The 17,313-nt window shown below is 73.0% G+C and carries 17 protein-coding genes; 13 read left to right on the top strand and 4 right to left on the bottom strand.

All coding sequences use genetic code 11. The features are described from left to right. Positions 1-26: 26 nt before the first annotated feature. The 6 genes from BIV03_RS09470 to BIV03_RS09495 are packed head-to-tail and all read left to right on the top strand — an operon-like array spanning position 27 to position 6,167. Complete coding sequence (locus BIV03_RS09470; protein ID WP_071295475.1) at positions 27-1,421, top strand: MFS transporter; 1,395 nt, start codon at positions 27-29, stop codon at positions 1,419-1,421. Continuing rightward, positions 1,418-3,136: a dihydroxyacetone kinase family protein gene (locus BIV03_RS09475; protein WP_071295476.1), complete on the top strand. Its 1,719-nt coding sequence runs from the start codon at positions 1,418-1,420 to the stop codon at positions 3,134-3,136. Before BIV03_RS09470 ends, BIV03_RS09475 begins: the two co-directional genes overlap by 4 nt. A gap of 10 nt (positions 3,137-3,146) precedes the next feature. Beyond that, positions 3,147-3,632, top strand: a complete 486-nt coding sequence (locus BIV03_RS09480; RefSeq protein ID WP_071295477.1) for a ribose-5-phosphate isomerase — start codon at positions 3,147-3,149, stop codon at positions 3,630-3,632. Then, the gene (locus BIV03_RS09485; RefSeq protein ID WP_071295478.1) at positions 3,632-4,423 is read left to right on the top strand and encodes a triose-phosphate isomerase family protein; all 792 of its coding nucleotides are present in this window, start codon (positions 3,632-3,634) and stop codon (positions 4,421-4,423) included. The genes BIV03_RS09480 and BIV03_RS09485 overlap by 1 nt, the downstream gene beginning before the upstream one ends. Then, complete coding sequence (locus BIV03_RS09490; RefSeq protein ID WP_071295479.1) at positions 4,420-5,253, top strand: sugar phosphate isomerase/epimerase family protein; 834 nt, start codon at positions 4,420-4,422, stop codon at positions 5,251-5,253. The genes BIV03_RS09485 and BIV03_RS09490 overlap by 4 nt, the downstream gene beginning before the upstream one ends. Then, positions 5,250-6,167 (top strand): phosphogluconate dehydrogenase C-terminal domain-containing protein, encoded by a 918-nt coding sequence (locus tag BIV03_RS09495; RefSeq protein WP_071295480.1) that lies wholly within the window; start codon positions 5,250-5,252, stop codon positions 6,165-6,167. Before BIV03_RS09490 ends, BIV03_RS09495 begins: the two co-directional genes overlap by 4 nt. On the opposite strand, the gene BIV03_RS09500 is transcribed toward BIV03_RS09495, so the two are convergent. After that, complete coding sequence (locus BIV03_RS09500; protein WP_071295481.1) at positions 6,168-7,793, bottom strand: hypothetical protein; 1,626 nt, start codon at positions 7,791-7,793, stop codon at positions 6,168-6,170. Between the two features lie 102 nt (positions 7,794-7,895). On the opposite strand from BIV03_RS09500, the gene BIV03_RS09505 reads away from it, so the two are divergent. Continuing rightward, a complete protein-coding gene (locus BIV03_RS09505; protein ID WP_071295482.1) occupies positions 7,896-8,672 on the top strand; it encodes an SDR family NAD(P)-dependent oxidoreductase in 777 nt (258 codons plus the stop codon). A gap of 140 nt (positions 8,673-8,812) precedes the next feature. On the opposite strand, the gene BIV03_RS09510 is transcribed toward BIV03_RS09505, so the two are convergent. Together BIV03_RS09510 and BIV03_RS09515 are read right to left on the bottom strand one after the other, a co-directional pair. Beyond that, positions 8,813-9,781: a DUF1648 domain-containing protein gene (locus tag BIV03_RS09510; protein ID WP_071295483.1), complete on the bottom strand. Its 969-nt coding sequence runs from the start codon at positions 9,779-9,781 to the stop codon at positions 8,813-8,815. Continuing rightward, positions 9,778-10,128 (bottom strand): GntR family transcriptional regulator, encoded by a 351-nt coding sequence (locus BIV03_RS09515; RefSeq protein WP_070416454.1) that lies wholly within the window; start codon positions 10,126-10,128, stop codon positions 9,778-9,780. The genes BIV03_RS09510 and BIV03_RS09515 overlap by 4 nt, the downstream gene beginning before the upstream one ends. 235 nt (positions 10,129-10,363) lie before the next feature. Between BIV03_RS09515 and BIV03_RS09520 the strand changes: the two genes are divergently transcribed. Genes BIV03_RS09520 through BIV03_RS09530 form a run of 3 tightly spaced genes read left to right on the top strand, consistent with a single transcriptional unit; the run spans position 10,364 to position 12,428 of the window. Next, the gene (locus tag BIV03_RS09520) at positions 10,364-10,543 is read left to right on the top strand and encodes a hypothetical protein (protein WP_070416453.1); all 180 of its coding nucleotides are present in this window, start codon (positions 10,364-10,366) and stop codon (positions 10,541-10,543) included. Then, complete coding sequence (locus BIV03_RS09525) at positions 10,540-11,550, top strand: helix-turn-helix domain-containing protein (protein WP_071295484.1); 1,011 nt, start codon at positions 10,540-10,542, stop codon at positions 11,548-11,550. Before BIV03_RS09520 ends, BIV03_RS09525 begins: the two co-directional genes overlap by 4 nt. Beyond that, entirely contained in the window at positions 11,550-12,428 is an 879-nt protein-coding gene (locus BIV03_RS09530) for an alpha/beta fold hydrolase (protein WP_071295485.1), read from the top strand. Before BIV03_RS09525 ends, BIV03_RS09530 begins: the two co-directional genes overlap by 1 nt. On the opposite strand, the gene BIV03_RS09535 is transcribed toward BIV03_RS09530, so the two are convergent. Further along, positions 12,415-13,821 (bottom strand): PLP-dependent aminotransferase family protein, encoded by a 1,407-nt coding sequence (locus BIV03_RS09535; protein WP_175475785.1) that lies wholly within the window; start codon positions 13,819-13,821, stop codon positions 12,415-12,417. The two genes, BIV03_RS09530 and BIV03_RS09535, sit on opposite strands and share 14 nt — an antisense overlap. 58 nt (positions 13,822-13,879) lie before the next feature. On the opposite strand from BIV03_RS09535, the gene BIV03_RS09540 reads away from it, so the two are divergent. The 3 genes from BIV03_RS09540 (at position 13,880) to rlmN (ending at position 16,999) form a co-directional block, all read left to right on the top strand. Next, a complete protein-coding gene (locus tag BIV03_RS09540) occupies positions 13,880-14,632 on the top strand; it encodes a pyridoxamine 5'-phosphate oxidase family protein (protein WP_071295486.1) in 753 nt (250 codons plus the stop codon). A gap of 179 nt (positions 14,633-14,811) precedes the next feature. Continuing rightward, positions 14,812-15,726 carry a C40 family peptidase gene (locus tag BIV03_RS09545; RefSeq protein WP_071295487.1) on the top strand — a complete coding sequence of 305 codons (915 nt, stop codon included), beginning with the start codon at positions 14,812-14,814 and terminating at the stop codon, positions 15,724-15,726. A 40-nt stretch (positions 15,727-15,766) separates the two neighbouring features. Beyond that, positions 15,767-16,999, top strand: a complete 1,233-nt coding sequence (gene rlmN, locus BIV03_RS09550; RefSeq protein WP_070416448.1) for a 23S rRNA (adenine(2503)-C(2))-methyltransferase RlmN — start codon at positions 15,767-15,769, stop codon at positions 16,997-16,999. The last annotated feature ends 314 nt before the right edge of the window (positions 17,000-17,313 follow it).

The following is a 17,313-nucleotide window of genomic DNA, read 5'->3' on the forward strand; positions in this document are numbered from 1 at the left end:
ACCACCCCACCCGAGCAGGAGTCATCGTGGACATCCCCGCCACGCGAGGCATCCCCACCTCGGTCGTCGAGAAGACGGCCATCCGCAAGATCGCGATCCGCATCGTGCCCTTCGTGGCGCTGATGTTCTTCATCAACTTCCTCGACCGCACCGCGATCTCCTTCGCGGCCCCGAACGGCATGGAGGCCGACCTCGGCCTGACCGCCGCACAGTTCGGGTTCGCCTCGGGCGTGTTCTTCATCGGCTACCTCGTGCTCGAGGTGCCGTCCAACCTGGCGCTGCACAAGTTCGGCGCTCGCGTCTGGCTCGCCCGCATCATGATCACGTGGGGCATCGTCTCGCTGCTCTTCACGTGGGTGCAGAACTACCCGCAGCTCGTCGGCCTGCGCTTCCTGCTCGGCATCGCCGAGGCCGGGTTCTTCCCCGGTGCGATCCTGTTCCTGTCGACCTGGGTCCCCGCCCGGCACCGCGGCAAGATGCTCGCGCTCTTCTACCTGGCGCAGCCGCTCACCAGCGTGATCGGTTCGCCGCTCGCCGGCTGGCTGATGACCCACGAGGGACTGCTCGGCGGCCTCGCGGGCTGGCGCTTCATGTTCCTCTGCGTGTCGATCCCCGCGATCATCGTCGGCATCCTGTGCCTCTTCGTGCTGAAGGACAAGCCGTCGCAGGCGAAGTGGCTCGACGAGGACGAGAAACTCTGGCTCGAGGGCGCCCTCGCGAAGGAGAACAGCCAGAAGGAGGGGAACGCGCACGGCAAGGGCGGCCTCCGAGCGGCGTTCGGCTCCGGTCGCGTCTGGATGCTCGCCGCGGTGTACTTCGGCTTCATCTACGGCCTGTACGCCCTGAGCTTCTTCCTGCCGACCATCATCGACGGCTTCCAGGAGCAGTTCGGCACCACGTTCGACCTGTTCCAGAAGGGGCTCATCACGGCGATCCCGTACGTGCCCGCCGCCGTCGTCCTCTACTTCTGGTCGCGTGACGCGTTCCGACGCGGCGTCCGGGTGTGGCACATCGCGGTCCCCGCCCTCGTCGGTGGCCTGAGCATCCCGGTGGCCCTCTACATGAACAGCCCGGCCGCCACGGTCGCCGTCATCGCGATCACCGCGTGCTCGATCTTCGCCGCGCTGCCGAACTTCTGGACCGTCCCGACGCAGTTCCTCACCGGTGCCGCAGCGGCCGCGGGCGTCGCGCTCATCAACACCGTCGGCAACCTCGGCGGGTTCGCCGCGCCGTACATCACCGGCGCCGTCAGTGAGTGGACCGGCGGGTACCAGGTGCCGATGTTCATCGTCGGGTTCTTCATGGTGCTGTCGAGCGTCCTGATGTTCGTCCTCGGCCGGACCACGAAGCGGAACGAGCGACGCGACGCCGACGCTGCCGCGCAGGCCGCGACGACCACGACCCAGGAGTCCCACGCATGACCCGCCTGTTCAACGACCCCGCGGACTTCGCGGACGAGATGGTGGACGGCTTCGTCGCCGCGAACCGCTCCCGGGTGCGGAAGGTCCACGGCGGCGTCGCCCGCTCGACCACCAGCCCCGAGGGGACCGTGGCGCTCGTCGTCGGCGGCGGGTCCGGGCACTACCCGGCGTTCGGCGGACTCGTCGGGCACGGCCTGGCAGCCGGTGCGGCGATGGGCAACCTGTTCGCCAGCCCGAGCGCCCAGCAGGTCACGTCGGTCGCGAATGCATCCGAGCACGGCGGCGGGGTGCTCCTGAGCTACGGCAACTACGCCGGCGACGTCCTCAACTTCGACGCAGCTGCACGGGCACTCACCGCGGCCGGCATCGACGTCCGCACGGTCCGCGTGACCGACGACGTCGCGAGTGCCCCGAGTGCCGAGGCCCACAAGCGCCGCGGGATCGCGGGCGACCTCTGCGTGTTCAAGGTCGCCGGAGCCGCCGCCGAGCGTGGCGACGACCTCGACACCGTCACGGCGATCGCCGAGCGGGCGAACGACCGCACCCGATCGTTCGGCGTCGCGTTCTCCGGCTGCTCGCTCCCCGGCGCGGACGAACCCCTGTTCACCGTCCCCGAGGGGCGCATGGCGATCGGCATGGGCATCCACGGCGAACGCGGCATCGACGAAGCCGACGTCCCCACCGCGTCCGGACTGGCGGACCTGCTCGTCGACAAGCTGCTCACCGAGCTGCCGTCCGGTGTCGCAGTCGACGGGGCACGCGTCGTCCCGATCCTCAACGGCCTCGGTTCCGTCAAGTACGAGGAACTCTTCGTCGTGTTCGACGCCGTGCAGCGCCGACTGACCGCGGCCGGCGCAGTCGTCGTCGAGCCCGAGGTCGGCGAACTCGTCACGAGCTTCGACATGGCCGGCGTCTCGCTGACGCTGTTCTGGCTCGACGACGAGCTCGAGGAACTCTGGGCCGCCCCGGCCGACAGTCCCGCCTACCGCAAGGGCGGTGCCGTCCCGCAGGAGCCCGTGTCCTCCGACGTCCTCGAGGCCGGCGTGGTCGTCCCGGTGACCGTCGGCACCGACGAGTCCCGGGTGTCCGCCACCCGCATCGCGACGGCGATCACGGCCGTGCGCGCGACGATCGACGCCCACGCCGACGAACTCGGCCGCATCGACGCGGTGGCCGGCGACGGCGACCACGGGATCGGCATGCAGCGCGGCTCCACCGCGGCGGACGCGGCGGCGCAGGACGCCGCAGCACGCGGCGCCGGTGCCGGCTCGGTCCTCGCGATCGCCGGTGACGCCTGGTCCGACAAGGCCGGCGGCACGTCCGGCGCGATCTGGGGTGCGGCCCTGGAGGCACTGGGTCGCGTCCTCGGGGACACCTCGCGCCCGACGGCCACCACCGTCGCCGGCGCCGTGCACGCGGCCGCCGAGGCCGTCCTCGCGTTCGGGGCCGTCCCGGGCGACAAGACCATGGTCGACGCGCTCGTCCCGTTCGACGAGGTCCTCACCGCCCGCATCGCGGCCGGCGACGACCTGGTCAACGCCTGGTCCGCCGCGTCCGCCGCCGCCACGACCGCGGCCGACGCCACCGCCGACCTGCTGCCGCGGATGGGCCGCGCCCGGACCCACGGCGAGGACGCGGTCGGCACCCCCGACGCCGGTGCGATCTCGTTCGCCCTCATCACCGCCGCGGTCCTCGCGACGCTCTCCGAGAAGTAAGGAAGACCCCATGACCGAGCAGCAGTTCCGCATCGTCGTCGGCTCCGACGACGCCGGGTTCGACTACAAGGAGATCATCAAGGCCGACCTCGCCACGGACCCGCGCGTGGTCAGCGTCACCGACGTGGGCGTCGACGCGGACGGGCACACCGCCTACCCGCACGTCGCCGTCGACGCAGCACGCATGGTCGCGAACGGCGAGGCGGACCGGGCGATCCTGATCTGCGGCACCGGACTCGGCGTCGCGATCGCCGCGAACAAGGTCCCCGGCATCCGGGCCGTCACCGCGCACGACTCGTTCAGCGTCGAGCGCTCGATCCTGTCGAACGACGCCCAGGTCCTCTGCATGGGCCAGCGCGTCGTCGGCGTCGAGGTCGCCCGGCGCATGGCGCGCGAGTGGCTCGGCTACACCTTCGACACGTCGTCCGCGAGCGCGGAGAAGGTGCAGGCAATTTGCCAGTACGACGGGTCGGCCCCGGTCGGGACCGACGCCTGATGCCCGCGTCCACGGCAGCCGCCCCGCTCACGATCGGGGTGTCGCTGAAGATGTACTTCTCCCACGCCCGGACGCTCGAGTGGGCAGCCGCCGTGGCCGACATCGCCCGGACCCACCCCACGGTGCAGTCCGGCGCCGTCGAGCTCTTCGTCATCCCGACGTTCCCCGCGCTCGTCCCGGTGCGCGAGGTGATCGGGGACGCCCCCGTGACGCTCGGCGCGCAGGACCTGGCTTGGGCGGACACCGGCGCCTTCACCGGCGAGGTGTCCGGTGCGGAGCTGCGCGAGATCGGCGTCGCGCTCGTCGAGATCGCGCACGCGGAGCGGCGCTCCCTGTTCCACGAGACGGACGAGGAGATCGCCGGGAAGGTGCACGCCGCCTTCCGCAACCGCCTGCGGCCCCTGATCTGCGTCGGGGAGACCACCCGCGCCTCCAGTGAGACCGCCGTGGCGGACGTGACCGCGCAGCTCGACCGGTTCCTGGCGACCGCGACCGCGGACGGCCTCGCCGGGCCGGTCATCGCGGCGTACGAACCCGTGTGGGCGATCGGCGCCCCGGCGCCCGCGCCCGACGAGCACATCGTCGCGGTCCTCGCCGGGATCGAGGAGCACCTCGCCTCCCGACCGGAGCTCGCCGGCTCCGTCGCGATCTACGGCGGCAGCGCCGGACCCGGCCTGCTCACCCGTGGGCAGGGGCGCATCGGCGGGCTGTTCCTCGGACGGTTCGCCCACGACCCCGCCGCGATCCGGACCATCCTCGACGAAGCCGCGCAGCTGGGGGCGACCGCATGACCTCCCTGCTCGGCCTCTCCACCTACGCCTACTTCTGGCGGATGTCCGACCGCGTGCCGGACCCGATGTCGCTCGATGACGCGATGCGGGACGCGGCGGCGCACGACGGCGTCGACCTCTTCCAGATCTGCGACCACCTGCCGCTCGACACCGCCTCGGACGACCGACTGGCCGCGATCCGGGCACTGGCCGACGAGCTCGGCCTCGCGCTCGAGGTCGGCACCCGTGGGACCCACCCGGAGCACCTCGCGCGGTACCTGCACGTCGCGCAGGCGCTCGGCGCGACCCTCGTGCGGAGCATGTGGACGAGCGGCGACGACCAGCCCGACGCCCTCGAGACCGAACGTCGACTGCGCCGGGCGCTCCCCGCGTACGAGGCAGCCGGGGTGACGCTCGCGCTCGAGACCTACGAGGTCGTCGCCACCGAGGACCTCGTCGCCGTCGTCCGGGCCGTCGGCTCCGACCACCTCGGGATCTGCCTCGACCCGGCGAACACCGTCGCGCGGCTGGAGCACCCCGCCGACGTGGTCGCCGCAGCCGCCCCGTACACCCGCAACTGGCACGTCAAGGACTCCGGGTTCACCCGCTCACCGGGCTGGGTCGGGTTCCAGTACACCGGCGTCCGCACCGGCACCGGTCTCCTCGACTACGACGCCGTCCGCGCCGCGATCCACCCCGACGCACGGGGCATCAACCGTGTGATCGAGTTCTGGCTGCCCTGGCAGGACGAGGCCCTCGGCACCACGGGCGACCCGGCACAGACCACCACCCGCATCGAGGCGGCGTGGACCGAACACACCATCGAGTACATCAGGAGCAAGGAATCATGACCGACACCGTCACCACCCCCCACACCGTCGCTGCCGGATCCGGTACGGCCGACGTCACCGTCGCCGTGATCGGTGCCGGCGGCAAGATGGGCACCCGCGTCTCGAACAACTTCACCAAGAGCGAGTACACGACGCTCTACAGCGAGGCCTCGCCCGCCGGCCAGGAGCGCATCGAGGCCCTCGGCCGGTCGCTCACCGACAGCGTCGAGGCCGCCAAGGTCGCCGACGTCGTGATCCTCGCCGTGCCGGACGTCCTGCTCGGCAGCATCTCCGAGCAGCTCGTCCCCGTCATGAAGTCGGGTGCCAGCATCCTGACCCTCGACCCGGCCGCCGCCTACGCCGGGCTGCTCGCGAAGCGCGAGGACATCCACTACGCCGTCGCGCACCCGTGCCACCCGTCGGTGTTCCTCGAGCGCACCACCAAGGAGGAGTGGGACGACACCTTCGGTGGCATCGCCGCCCCGCAGGAGGTCATCGCCGCCTTCGACGCGTCGGAGTCGCTCGGCGACGAGGGTGACGCCGCCAAGGCCGTCGCCGAGGCCGTCATCACGACCATGTACGCGCCCGTCATCCAGGTGCACTGGGTCACGGTGAAGCAGCTCGCCGTCCTCGAGCCGACGCTCGTCGAGACCATCGCCTGCATGATCGGCGACTTCCTCAACGACGCCCTCGAGGAGACCGTCACCGGTGTCGGCGTGCCCCGCGAGGCCGCCCGCGCCATGCTCTACGGCCACACCTGGATCGCGTTGACCAACGGCCTGCGCGGCTCGAACCCGTTCTCGGACGCCTGCCACATCGCGATGGGCTACGGCCGCGAGAAGCTCATCAAGGAGGACTGGAAGCAGGTCTTCGACGACAGCGAACTCGACAGCGTCATCGCCAAGATGCTCAAGATCGACGCCGTCAAGCGCTGATCACCCCTGAGACCGGAACGCCCCGCCGACCCCCTTCCGGCGGGGCGTTCCCCTCGGCCCCCACACCTCGGCGAGCGTGATCGAGGCGACTCCCGGCACCGTGAGCGCCTGCACGGCCGCGGCGAACCACGCGGCGGCGGCGGCGGAGTGCTGCTGCGGATCCGTCGCGTCCGGCACGGACTGCGGCCCGTGGCCGGCCTCGACCGACGCGTCGGTCACGGCCCGACGCGGTGACGTCGCCACCGCGTTGAACCGCGGGCGCAGCGTCACCGGCCCGACGTGGAGCGGCCTGCCGCCGGCCAGCCTGGAGGCGCTCATCGCCACCCAGCGCTGCATCCGGATCGACTCGGTCACCTGGGCACGACTGCGGTCGTGCATCTGCGGCGTCACGCTGAACGTGAGCGGGCCGTCCCAGTCGCCGAACAGCTCGATCGTGCGGTTCAGCTCGGTGAAGTGCGCGCGTGTCCCGGCCACGACGTCGAGTCCCTCGTGTGCGGCCTCCGCCTCCCGGAGCGCCCGCTGCAGCGCAGTGGTCGTCACGTGCGACGACGGGTCGAACGCGCCGATGCGCACCACCGGCCCGGACTCCAGGACCTCGTCGACCGCGGCGCGCAGCAGGGCCGGGTCGTCGGTGACGAACCGCACGTCGAGCGGCGCGCCTCGGGCGTCCCGCCGGGCGGAGGCGAGCACCGCGGCGACGTCGGGGTCGCCGAGGACGGGCTCGACGAGGATCGGCACGCCGCCGGGGAGTGCCGCGTCGTCCGGGCGCGCAGCGGCCGGGGCGGAGGCGGCCAGCAGCTGGAGGGTCGGGGGCGGGGTGACCACGGAGGTCGGGGCCGGCCCGTCGAGCGCGGCGAGGTCCGGGGCGGGGGAGGGCGCGCCTCCCGGTCGTCGCACCGCGCGCAGCGTGAGCGCCTGGTGGACGACGGCACCGGCGTCGAGCGCGACGGGGAAGGGCTCGGCCAGCGGCGTCGAGTAGGTCTTGAACGAGGCGTCGGTCCAGTTGCGCTGGTCCTCCATCTCGAACACGTCGCCGGTGAGGTCGAGCGTGCAGTCCGTGCCGCCGGTCGTCCAGGCGTACCCGGCGACGTCGGTCGCGGGTTGGTGCGGGGCGATCCACAGCGGGAACGTGTGCGCCGTGGCGGGCGCTGCCGGGTGGCGGACCGTGAACGGGGTGCCGGCGAGGGTCGGCGGGTGCAGGACGACCAGGCCGATGCGGTTGCGGCGGAACGGCGCCGTCGTGGTGGCGGTCGCGTCGACGTGCAGGGTGTCGTCGTCGATCGTGAGGTCGAGGGTGGTGCGGAGGACCTCGGCGTCGTCGAAGGCGCTCGTCACCTCGATGCGGGCGCGGGCGCGGGCCCGCGCGTGCCCGCGTTCGTCGGTCGCGTCGGCGTCGGCGTCGGCTTCGGCTTCGGCCTCGGCGGCGGCGTCGGTCGTCCGGCGGGTGACGGTGTCGTCCGCGGTGCGCCAGTCCTGGTCGCGGGTGACGAACCGGATGCCGCGCAGCACCGGCACCCCGTCGTGGCGGACGTCGGCGAGCTCGGCGCCACGGAGGGTCACACGCCACGGTCCGACGACGAGCACGTCCTCGGCGGTCGAGTCCGCCCACGCACCGTCGTCGGTCATGTCCCTTTGCTACCAGTCGGTCAACCGGTTGCGCAATGATGTGTCCAGGAGCGACGTCGCTCCGAGGACGGGGCACTGCCGCCCCGAGGACGGAGTACACGCATGGCCGGACGACTGACCGGGAAGACCGCCCTGGTGACCGGGGCCGGATCGGGGATCGGGCGGGCCATCGCGGACCGGTTCGTGGCGGAGGGGGCGCGGGTCGTGTACGCGGACCGCGACGCCGCGGCTGCCACTGCTGCTGCCGCATCTGCTTCCGCTGCTGCCGCTGCCGACTCGGCGATCGCGCTCACCGTGGACATCGCGGACGAGTCGAGCGTCGCGGCCGGCTTCGCCACCCTGGTCGCCCGCGGCGCCGTGCCGGACGTCGTCGTCGCCAACGCCGGCGTGCAGCTCTTCGGCCACGACGCCAAGGTCGCCGACGTCTCGCTCGAGACCTGGAACCGCACGCTCGCGGTGAACCTGACGGGCACCTTCCTCACCGTGAAGCACGCCGTCCGGGCGATGCTCGCGGCCGGTGGTGGCGGGTCCGTCATCGTGACGGGGTCGCCGACCGGCCTGAACGGCGAGGGCGCCGACTTCGCCGCCTACTCGTCCACGAAGGGCGGCGTCCACGCGCTCGTCCGGGCGACCGCGATGGCCTACGCCCGTGACGGCATCCGCGCCAACACCGTCGTGCCGGGCTACACCGAGACGGCGCTCGTCCAGGCGATCTCGGGCGACCCCGAGTCCCGCGCGGCGATCGTGTCCCGGACGCCGCTCGGCCGGGCGGGGACCCCGGACGACGTCACCGGGATCATGGTGTACCTCGCGAGCGACGAGTCGTCCTACGCCACCGGCGCGCTCTTCCGCGTCGACGGCGGCATGACGAGCCTGTAGCGCCGCGCCGCGCCGCCCGCGCCGCGCGCCCGCGCCCCCGTCCGCCCGCGCCCCCGGCCGCTCGATGGTGAGCAGAAATGGTCGGGTCCGCTCGACCGACCCGACCACTCCTGCTCACGAAGAGCGCACGCGCCCGGGGGTCAGGCGTGCCCGCGTGCCGCGAGCAGCGCGCCGAGCGCCGCCGCACCGCGCTCGGCATCGGCGACCGTGACCACCCGCGCTCCGCCGCCCCGGAGCCGGACGACGAGCCCCGGCCCCGAACGGACCACGTACGCCACACCCCGGCCGGAGACTCGGTAGCCCCACCCGCCCCACTGCCCGGGCGACACCTGCTCCCACCCGCACGACTCGATGCGGTCGAGCGGGACCCGCACGAGGGGGATCCGCGTCCACGTCGAGGTCAGCCGGAGGCCGCGTCGATCGACCGTGCACTCGACCCGCGCGAGCACCGCCACCGCGATCCCGGCGAGGACGAGCAGCCCGCCCGACACCGCGGCCGCGCCGATGTCGGCGGACGCGGACGCCGACGTGGTGGCCCAGGCCGCGACGACGCCGCCGACGACGAGGACCACGCCGAGCCCCGCGAACCAGGGGCTGCCGACCCGTGCACGCCAGGCGACCCGGGCGTCCGTCGGGACGTCCAACGGAGGGACGTCGTGCGCGGGGACCGGCGCTGCCGTCCGGACGAGCGCGATCGTCGGCGGCACCGCCACGGCGACACCGACCGCGAGCGTGAGGACGGCCCACCACACCGGGAACGTCGGGTCGTCGACGCGGTTCACGATCGCCTCGGCGATCCACGCGGTCGCGACGGACCCGCTCAGGAGGTTCGCCACCAGCAGCAGGGTCGCCCACGTCCGGCGGTCGCTGCGTCCGAGCGCCACCACCGCGAGTCCTGCGGCGACCAGGGCCAGCACGAGGGACCCCCAGAAGAACGGCCACGGCGACCCCCAGGCGTCGGCGACACCGTCCGCGCCGAAGTGCGTCGCCACCCGTGTCGGCAGCGCGGGTCCGAGCACGAGTGCCGTGACGACCAGCGCGACGGCCACCGCCGCGCTCGGTCCCACCACGGCCAGTCGTGCGCCGGTCCCCATCGTCCGAGTCGTCATCGTGCCCCCTTGATCATCGCGTACAGGTCGTCGAGCGGGACCCCGAGGGTCTCCGCCTGCTCACGGAGTTCCACCACCAACGACCGCAGCCGGTCGAACGACGCGTTGCCCGACCGCAGCACCGTGGCACCGCGGCCCCGGCGCAGCTCGATGAGCCCGTCGTCCTGCAGCTGGGCGTAGGCCCGCAGCACCGTGTGCATGTTGACGTCGACGGCGGCCGCGAGTTCGCGCGCGGACGGCAGCCGCTCGCCGTTCCGGAACTCGCCGCGGGCGATCGCGTGCCGGATCTGGGCGGCCACCTGGTCCGCGAGCGATGCCCGCGCTCCGGGGTCGACGGTGATCAACATGTTTGCATTGTATGCGAACAATCCAGTCCGTGCCGACAGCGGTCCGTCCGGATAGCGCGGGCTGGGTGTCCGGTCCACGTGGGCTGTCCGGCACGCGCGTACCGTCGCTAGAGAAGACGGCATCGATCCGCGTCCTCCCGACGCTCCGATGGCACCTCCTTGACCCTGAGGCCGTTCTGGACGTCGGCATCCACGAGGCCGAGGCGGAGCCGGGCTCGCGAGCAGGGAGCACGCCATGAGCAGCCAGGAACTGAGCAGCTACGAGTCGAACGCCGACGTCCAGCCGGTGCGGGTGACCACGTACCGACACCTCCGACGGGCCACACGCCGCGGTTGGGCCGTCCCCGTCGAGTCCGAGCCGTCGCTCGCCGACCTCGTCGGGGAGCGATCGCCTGGTGGTCCGGAGCGACGGTGATCCCCGCGGCGGACCGGCCGCCGGCGGAGTCCTCGACCGCGGAGGTCCGTCGGACCTCTGTCCGGGAAGTCCTCCAGAGCGGCACCGACCCCGATGAAGCACTCGAGTTCTACCGCGGCGTGTACGACGGCCACGACATGGCCTTCGCCCCCTCCTCGTCGCCGTTCGGCTTCCGGTACCGCGCCACCGGGGACGGTCGCCTGAGTCTCCGGACGTCGTCGGTGTCCGCCGCTCGGTCCGGATTCCTCGCACCCGAACGGCAGTACCTGCTGGCGTGGTCGGTCGAGGGCGGCATCGTGGTGGACGACGACGTGCTCCTCCGCGCCGGCGTGCCCGTGATGTACCCGGCCGGACGCCCCTTCCACGTCTCGGCACCGGCGGGGACGAAGCACCTCGTACACTTCGACGCGGACTTCCTCGAGGCCGTCGCGGTCGTGGGCACCGACGCCGCCCCCGTCCCCCTCGCCTTCCCCGTGACCGTGTCCGCCGAACGCCTCGCGCCGCTGCAGGCCGTGCTGCGCGAGGTCGCCCGTCCGCTGCTCGACGTCGCCGTGGTCGACGCCGACCGGGCCGCGCTCGACCTGCGGCTCGCCGAGGCGGTGCTCGGCGCCTTCCGCTCCGATGCCGACCGCCGGGGGACCGCTGCGCCCGGCGGGACGGTCGAACGTGCGAAGGCGTTCATGTACGCGCACTTCGACCGGACCATCGCCGCCACCGACATCGCCGCCGCGGCCGAGGTCAGCGTCCGGACCCTGCAGGAGGGGTTCCAACGGCGCGAGGGCAGCACCCCGATGGCGTACCTCCGCGACCTGCGCCTCGAGAAGGCCCGCCTCGGCCTGCAGCTCGCGGACCCCCGCGAGACCTCCGTGGCCACCGTCGCGCACTCCTGCGGCTTCCGGCACATGGGGCGCTTCTCGGGGTCGTACTTCTCGATGTACGGCGAGTACCCGGGGGACACCCTCCGCGGTCGGAGACGACTCATCGCCGCCGCGGATATCGTCGGGTGATGCCACCAGAGACGCGTCCCGTCGTCACCGACGACACCGAGTTCGCCGTCCGCGGCGCGGGCGCTCCCGTCCTCGTCGTGCACGGCACCCCCGGCGGGATCGACGTCGCCGAGATCATGGCGCGGTTCCTGCCGTCCGCCGACTTCCGTGTCGTCACGCTCTCACGTCCCGGGTACCTCGGCACCCGGGTCCGACCGGGCCACGACTCGCTCGACGACGAGGCCGATCGGTACGCCGAGGTCCTCGACGCGCTGGACATCGACCGCGTGGCGGTGCTCGCCTGGTCGGGCGGGGCCCCTGCCGCCTACCGGTTCGCCGTCCGCCACCCCGAGCGGGTCCGCTCCCTCGTCGTGGCGGCCGGACTGACCGGTCCCTGGACGCCCCCGGAGGTCTCCGCACCGGAGCGCCTGGTCGGCGGCACCCTCCTCGGCGCCGCGCTCGCCCGTGCCGCCGCGCGACTGGTGCCCGGCGTCGTCGTGCGCCTCGCGGTCTCGGGCGTGAGCTCCCTGCGCGGTCGACGGCTCCGCGAGCACGTCCGCGGGATCCTGCGCGACCCGGAGCGTCGCACGTTCCTGCTCGACCTCGCCCGCACCGGCAACACCGCGGGCCCGCACCGTGCCGGGTGGGAGGCCGACGTCCGGAACCTCGGCGCGGTCACCGACCTCGATCTCGGAGCCGTCCGGGCCCCGACGCTGCTGCTGCACGGTGACGCGGACGTCGACGTCCCGCCGTCCAACAGCCTCCGGGCGGCGGACGAGGTGCCGGGAGCGGAGCTCCTCGTCCTGCCCGGCGGCACCCACTTCGCGCTCTGGGACCACCCGGACGCCAGCGCCGTGCAGGAGCGGGTGCGGGCCCACCTGCGGCTCAGCCGCCCGTGACCCGCAGGACCTCGAGCAGGACGTCGAGTGCGCGATCGAGCTGCGGCAGCGTCAGCGCGCCGTAGCCCAGGACGATCCCCGCCGGTGCGCTCCCCGGCGACACCTCGTACTCCTCCACCGCGCTCACCAGCACACCGGACCGCGCCATCCGGGCGACCACGTCGCGCCCCGCCGCCCGACCCGACCATGTCAGGACCGCGTGCAGCCCGCCGTCCAGGGCACGCGCCTCCAGGCCCGCGACCGCTGCGACGCGCGTCGCGACCCGCTCGCGCCGGTGCGTGTAGTCCCGGCGCACGCGGCCGAGGTGACGGCGGAGGGCGCCCGTGCGGAGGAGGTGCGCGAGCGCGATCTGCACGGGTTCCGCCACCACGGGTCCGCGAGCGAGGCGCGAGGCGGCGACGGCCTCGTGCACCGGCCCCGGTGGCAGGACCACGTAGCTGCAGCGCAGCCGTGGATCGAGGGTCTTCGAGAACCCGCCGACGTGCACCACGACGCCCGTCGCGTCGAGTGCCGCCAGTGCCGGGACGGGGGAGCCGCGGTGCCGGAACTCCGAGTCGTAGTCGTCCTCGACCACGACCGCCCCGGTGCGCGTCGCCCAGTCGAGCAGGCGGAGCCGTCGTGCCACCGGCATCACCGAGCCGAGCGGGTACTGGTGCGTCGGCGTGACGACGACCGCGTCCACCGGGCCGATGCGGCCGAGGACGTCCACGTTGACGCCGTCGCCGTCCACCGGGACACCCACGAGGGTGGCCCCGGCGCTCGTCATCGCCCGACGTCCGGAGCGGTAGCCGGGATCCTCGACGGCGACGACCGGCGCCCGACCCAGGCGGTTCCGGAGTCCCTCGGTGACGAGCGAGAGCGCCTCGGCCGTGCCGGCGGTGACCACGACCCGGCCGATCTCCGGGGCGAACCCGCGAGCGAGGCCGAGCTGGGCAGCGATCTGCGCGCGGAGCTCCGGGAGGCCGGCCGGGTCGGACAGTGCGTTGCGGAGCGGGGCGTCCGCAGCGGCGCGCCAGGCGGCCCGCCAGTCGCGGGCGGCGATCGCCGTCACCGCGGGGATCCCGGGGCGGGCGTCGAGGAGGTCCGCGCCGGTACCCGCCGCGCTGTCGGCGTGCCCGTCCGTGCGCCCCGTTGCGTCCCGCGCCGTGTGCTCGGTGGGCCAGTGGCCCGCACCGACCCCCGCCGCCACCCGCGCCACCGCACCCTGCCGCGTCCGGATCCACCCCTCGCCGTCGAGTTGCTCGTACGCCGCGACCACCGTCCGCCGGGCCACCCCCAGCTCCGCCGCGAGGACGCGGGTCGACGGCACTGCGTCCCCGGCCACCAGCGTCCCGTCCTGCACCATCGCCCGGACGCGCGCGACGACCCCGGCGGTCTTCCCGAACTGGTCCACCTGAGCACACCCGATCTGGTCCACGAACCGGACCGGTCCTGACCCTAGCGTTGCCCGCATGCGCACCACGAGCCTCCCGTCCGACCCCGCCGACCCCGCCGTACCGTCGCTTGCCGTCCGCCGCCTCCGCGACCGCCAGTCCCACGACCCCGCCGACCTCGACGCGATCCTCGCCGAGGCGATCGTCGCGCACGTCGGCTTCGTCCGCGACGGACACCCGCTCGTCCTGCCGTTCCTCTGCGGCGTCGGCGACCTCGGCGCCGGCCCCGTCCTGCTCCTGCACGGCTCGACCGGCGGCGGTCTCTTCCTCGACGCCGGCACCGCGGGTGTCCCCGTCAGCGCCACGGTGACCCACGTCGACGGCCTGGTGTTCGCACGCTCGACCTTCGACAGCTCCGCGAACTACCGCAGCGCCGTGGTCGTCGGCAACGCCACCGTGGTGCCGGACGACCTGCGGACCGAGGCGCTCCGGCAGGTCGCCGACCACCTCATGCCCGGACGCCGCGACGAGGTCCGCGAGATGACCGCCAAGGAGGTCCGTGCCACCCAGGTCCTCCAGCTGCCCCTCGAGCACGCGAGCGTGAAGATCCGCGCCGCCGGCGTCGGCGAGGCTGTCGACGACGCCGAGGACCACGCGGTCTGGGCGGGCGTCCTTCCGCTCGCGGTCACCGCGGGGGCGCCGCTCCCGGGGGACATCTCGGGGGACGCGCCGGTCGACGAGTCGGTGCGCGCCCTGGCGGCCCGCCTCGACGACCTGGCACGGGCTCGGGAGGCGCGGATCGCCGCCGTCGTGCGGCCCACCCCCGCCTGAGCCGCGTCCGGAGCGGTGCGGGCCGGTTCTGAACGGGCTGCGAGGAACGCCCGAGCCTGTGACGAACCGCAGGAACCCGCGGCGAGTGCCCAGCGGGGCCCAGGTTCGTGACCAATACGTTATCTTCCCGAGTCGCCTCGTCATCTGCTCGGGCCGGCTCGTCCGACCCGGAAGGAACCATGGGACGCCACGCACTGCCCGCAGCCCCCGACGGCGCGGCCACCACCGAAGCCGTCGAACTGCGCCGTCCCCGCGGACGTCGTTCCGCGTTCGGCCCCGCCGTGGCCCGCTCGACCTTCGTGGAGCACGAGAAGCCGGCGCGCAGCGTGTCCCTGTCGAACACCCGCCCGGTCGCCTCGACGGCCGTCGCCGGAGCGGCCGTGCTGTCCCGGTCCGCGGCGCTCCGAGCCGAACGGGCGGTCGACCCGCGGCACGTCCGCCGGGCTGCCAACGCGAAGCGCGCAGCGGTGCTCCTCGCGCCCGCACTGGCCATCACCTCGAGCCTGACGCTCGCGGTCCCGGCGAACGCCGCGACCCCGTCGACCGACGCGCACCACGGGACGACCACCTCGCAGCACACGCAGACCTACACCGTCGCCCGGGACGTCGAGGTCCCGGTGGTGTCGACGGACGGCATGACGACGACCACGACCGTGGTGTCCTACCCGACGATCGTGACGAAGTTCGGCGTCAGCACCCAGCAGGCGGAGGACGCGATCTCGAAGATCCTCTCCGCCGGTGGCGACCGGGCGACCGTGGTCTCCACCGCCCTGCAGTACATGGGCGACCCGTACGTCGAGGGCGGCGCGAGCCACGAGGGCATCGACTGCTCCGGCTTGACGATGGTCGCGTACGCGGCCGTCGGGATCCCGCTCGTGCACTACGTCCCGACGCAGGACGCCGCCGCGACGACGATCCCGGAGTCCGAGGCGCAGCCCGGCGACCTCGTCGTGTACGACAACGAGGACCACGTCGGCATCTTCCTCGGCGACGGACTGGTGCTCCAGGCGCCGCACCCCGGCGCGGTCGTCGACATCGTGCCGATGTACTCCGCGGCGCACCACTTCGCCCGGGTGCTCCCCGCCGGCAGCTGACCGGCACCCGCGGGGCGTCGTCGTCCCGTAAACTGGAGTGATGGCCTCCGAGACCCGCACCCCCTTCGAAGAGCAGCGCTCTGCTCGTCCGCAGGTGCGTCCGCGCACCGAGGGCTGGACGCAGGCCACCGGGACCGACGGCCGGCCGCTGCTGCAGTTCGCGTCCCCGAAGCGTGGCAAGCCGCCCGTACACCTCGCCGACATGACGGTCGCCGAGCGCGAGGCAAAGGTCGTCGAGCTGGGGCTGCCGAAGTTCCGCGCCAAGCAGCTCTCGACCCACTACTTCACGCACTACACGTCCGACCCCGCGCAGATGACCGACCTGCCGGCCGCCCAGCGCGAGGAACTCGTGGCGGGCATGCTCCCGCCCCTCCTCACCGAGACCCGTCGTCTGGCGACCGACAAGGGCGACACGATCAAGTTCCTCTGGAAGCTCCACGACGGGGCGCTGGTCGAGTCGGTGCTCATGCGGTACCCGGGGCGCATCACGCTCTGCGTCTCGTCCCAGGCGGGGTGCGGGATGAACTGCCCGTTCTGCGCGACCGGGCAGGCCGGGCTGACCCGGAACATGTCCACGGCCGAGATCATCGAGCAGATCGTCCGTGCCAACGCCGCCATCGCGGCGGGGGAGCTCGGCGGTGATCCCCGCAAGGGCGGGAAGGACCGCGTCGACGCCGAGCGCGTGACGAACATCGTGTTCATGGGCATGGGGGAGCCGCTCGCGAACTACAAGCGCGTGATGGACGCCGTCCGGATCATGGTCGCGCCGCAACCGAACGGCCTCGGCATGAGCGCCCGCGGCATCACCGTGTCGACCGTGGGGCTCGTCCCCGCGATCAACAAGCTCGCCGACGAGGACATCCCCGTCACCTTCGCGCTCTCCCTGCACGCGCCCGACGACGAACTCCGCGACGAGCTCATCCCGGTGAACTCGAAGTGGAAGGCGGACGAGGCTATCGACGCCGCCCACAACTACTTCGTCAAGACGGGCCGACGTGTCTCGATCGAGTACGCGCTCATCAAGGACATGAACGACCACGCGTGGCGTGCCGACCTGCTCGCCGAGAAGCTGAACAAGCGCGGCAAGGGGTGGGTGCACGTGAACCCGATCCCGCTCAACCCGACGCCCGGCTCGGTCTGGACCTCGTCCGAGGTGCACGTGCAGGACGAGTTCGTCCGCCGACTCAACGCCGCGGGCATCCCGACGACCCTGCGCGACACCCGCGGCAAGGAGATCGACGGTGCGTGCGGGCAGTTGGCTGCGGCCGAGTAGGTCGGTCCGGTTCGGTTCGGTTCGTTCGTTCGGGAGGCACGGTGCGGGTTCGCACCGTGCCTTCCGTCGTTCCCGGCGCAGGTCGGCTCGGCCCGCACCGCGCGATCCGCGTGTTTCCGGGCCTCGCAGACCCGACACGCCCGGGATGTGGCCCGGGTTGGTGCTGCCGTTCACCTCTGCGTAAAGTAATCACTCGTTGCCGCTGAGGCGGAGAACGGAACGGCCGAGACGGTCACCTGGTCACAGACCCGGAGATCTTGTCCACCACGGTTCTTCCCCGGGCAACGAAAGCCAAAAGCCTCTCTGGCGGAACC

This window comes from Curtobacterium sp. MCBA15_016 (genome assembly GCF_001865105.1).
Lineage (GTDB): Bacteria > Actinomycetota > Actinomycetes > Actinomycetales > Microbacteriaceae > Curtobacterium.

What these genes read in the sequence shown, in the direction of transcription:
- BIV03_RS09480 (WP_071295477.1), top strand. Translation starts at nt 3,147, where the DNA reads ATGACCGAGCAGCAGTTCCGCATCGTCGTCGGCTCCGACGACGCCGGG.
- BIV03_RS09510 (WP_071295483.1), bottom strand. Translation starts at nt 9,781, where the DNA reads ATGACGACTCGGACGATGGGGACCGGCGCACGACTGGCCGTGGTGGGA.
- BIV03_RS09490 (WP_071295479.1), top strand. Translation starts at nt 4,420, where the DNA reads ATGACCTCCCTGCTCGGCCTCTCCACCTACGCCTACTTCTGGCGGATG.
- BIV03_RS09505 (WP_071295482.1), top strand. Translation starts at nt 7,896, where the DNA reads ATGGCCGGACGACTGACCGGGAAGACCGCCCTGGTGACCGGGGCCGGA.
- BIV03_RS09530 (WP_071295485.1), top strand. Translation starts at nt 11,550, where the DNA reads ATGCCACCAGAGACGCGTCCCGTCGTCACCGACGACACCGAGTTCGCC.
- BIV03_RS09540 (WP_071295486.1), top strand. Translation starts at nt 13,880, where the DNA reads ATGCGCACCACGAGCCTCCCGTCCGACCCCGCCGACCCCGCCGTACCG.
- BIV03_RS09495 (WP_071295480.1), top strand. Translation starts at nt 5,250, where the DNA reads ATGACCGACACCGTCACCACCCCCCACACCGTCGCTGCCGGATCCGGT.
- BIV03_RS09520 (WP_070416453.1), top strand. Translation starts at nt 10,364, where the DNA reads ATGAGCAGCCAGGAACTGAGCAGCTACGAGTCGAACGCCGACGTCCAG.
- BIV03_RS09545 (WP_071295487.1), top strand. Translation starts at nt 14,812, where the DNA reads ATGGGACGCCACGCACTGCCCGCAGCCCCCGACGGCGCGGCCACCACC.
- BIV03_RS09515 (WP_070416454.1), bottom strand. Translation starts at nt 10,128, where the DNA reads ATGTTGATCACCGTCGACCCCGGAGCGCGGGCATCGCTCGCGGACCAG.
- rlmN (WP_070416448.1), top strand. Translation starts at nt 15,767, where the DNA reads ATGGCCTCCGAGACCCGCACCCCCTTCGAAGAGCAGCGCTCTGCTCGT.
- BIV03_RS09475 (WP_071295476.1), top strand. Translation starts at nt 1,418, where the DNA reads ATGACCCGCCTGTTCAACGACCCCGCGGACTTCGCGGACGAGATGGTG.
- BIV03_RS09485 (WP_071295478.1), top strand. Translation starts at nt 3,632, where the DNA reads ATGCCCGCGTCCACGGCAGCCGCCCCGCTCACGATCGGGGTGTCGCTG.
- BIV03_RS09500 (WP_071295481.1), bottom strand. Translation starts at nt 7,793, where the DNA reads ATGACCGACGACGGTGCGTGGGCGGACTCGACCGCCGAGGACGTGCTC.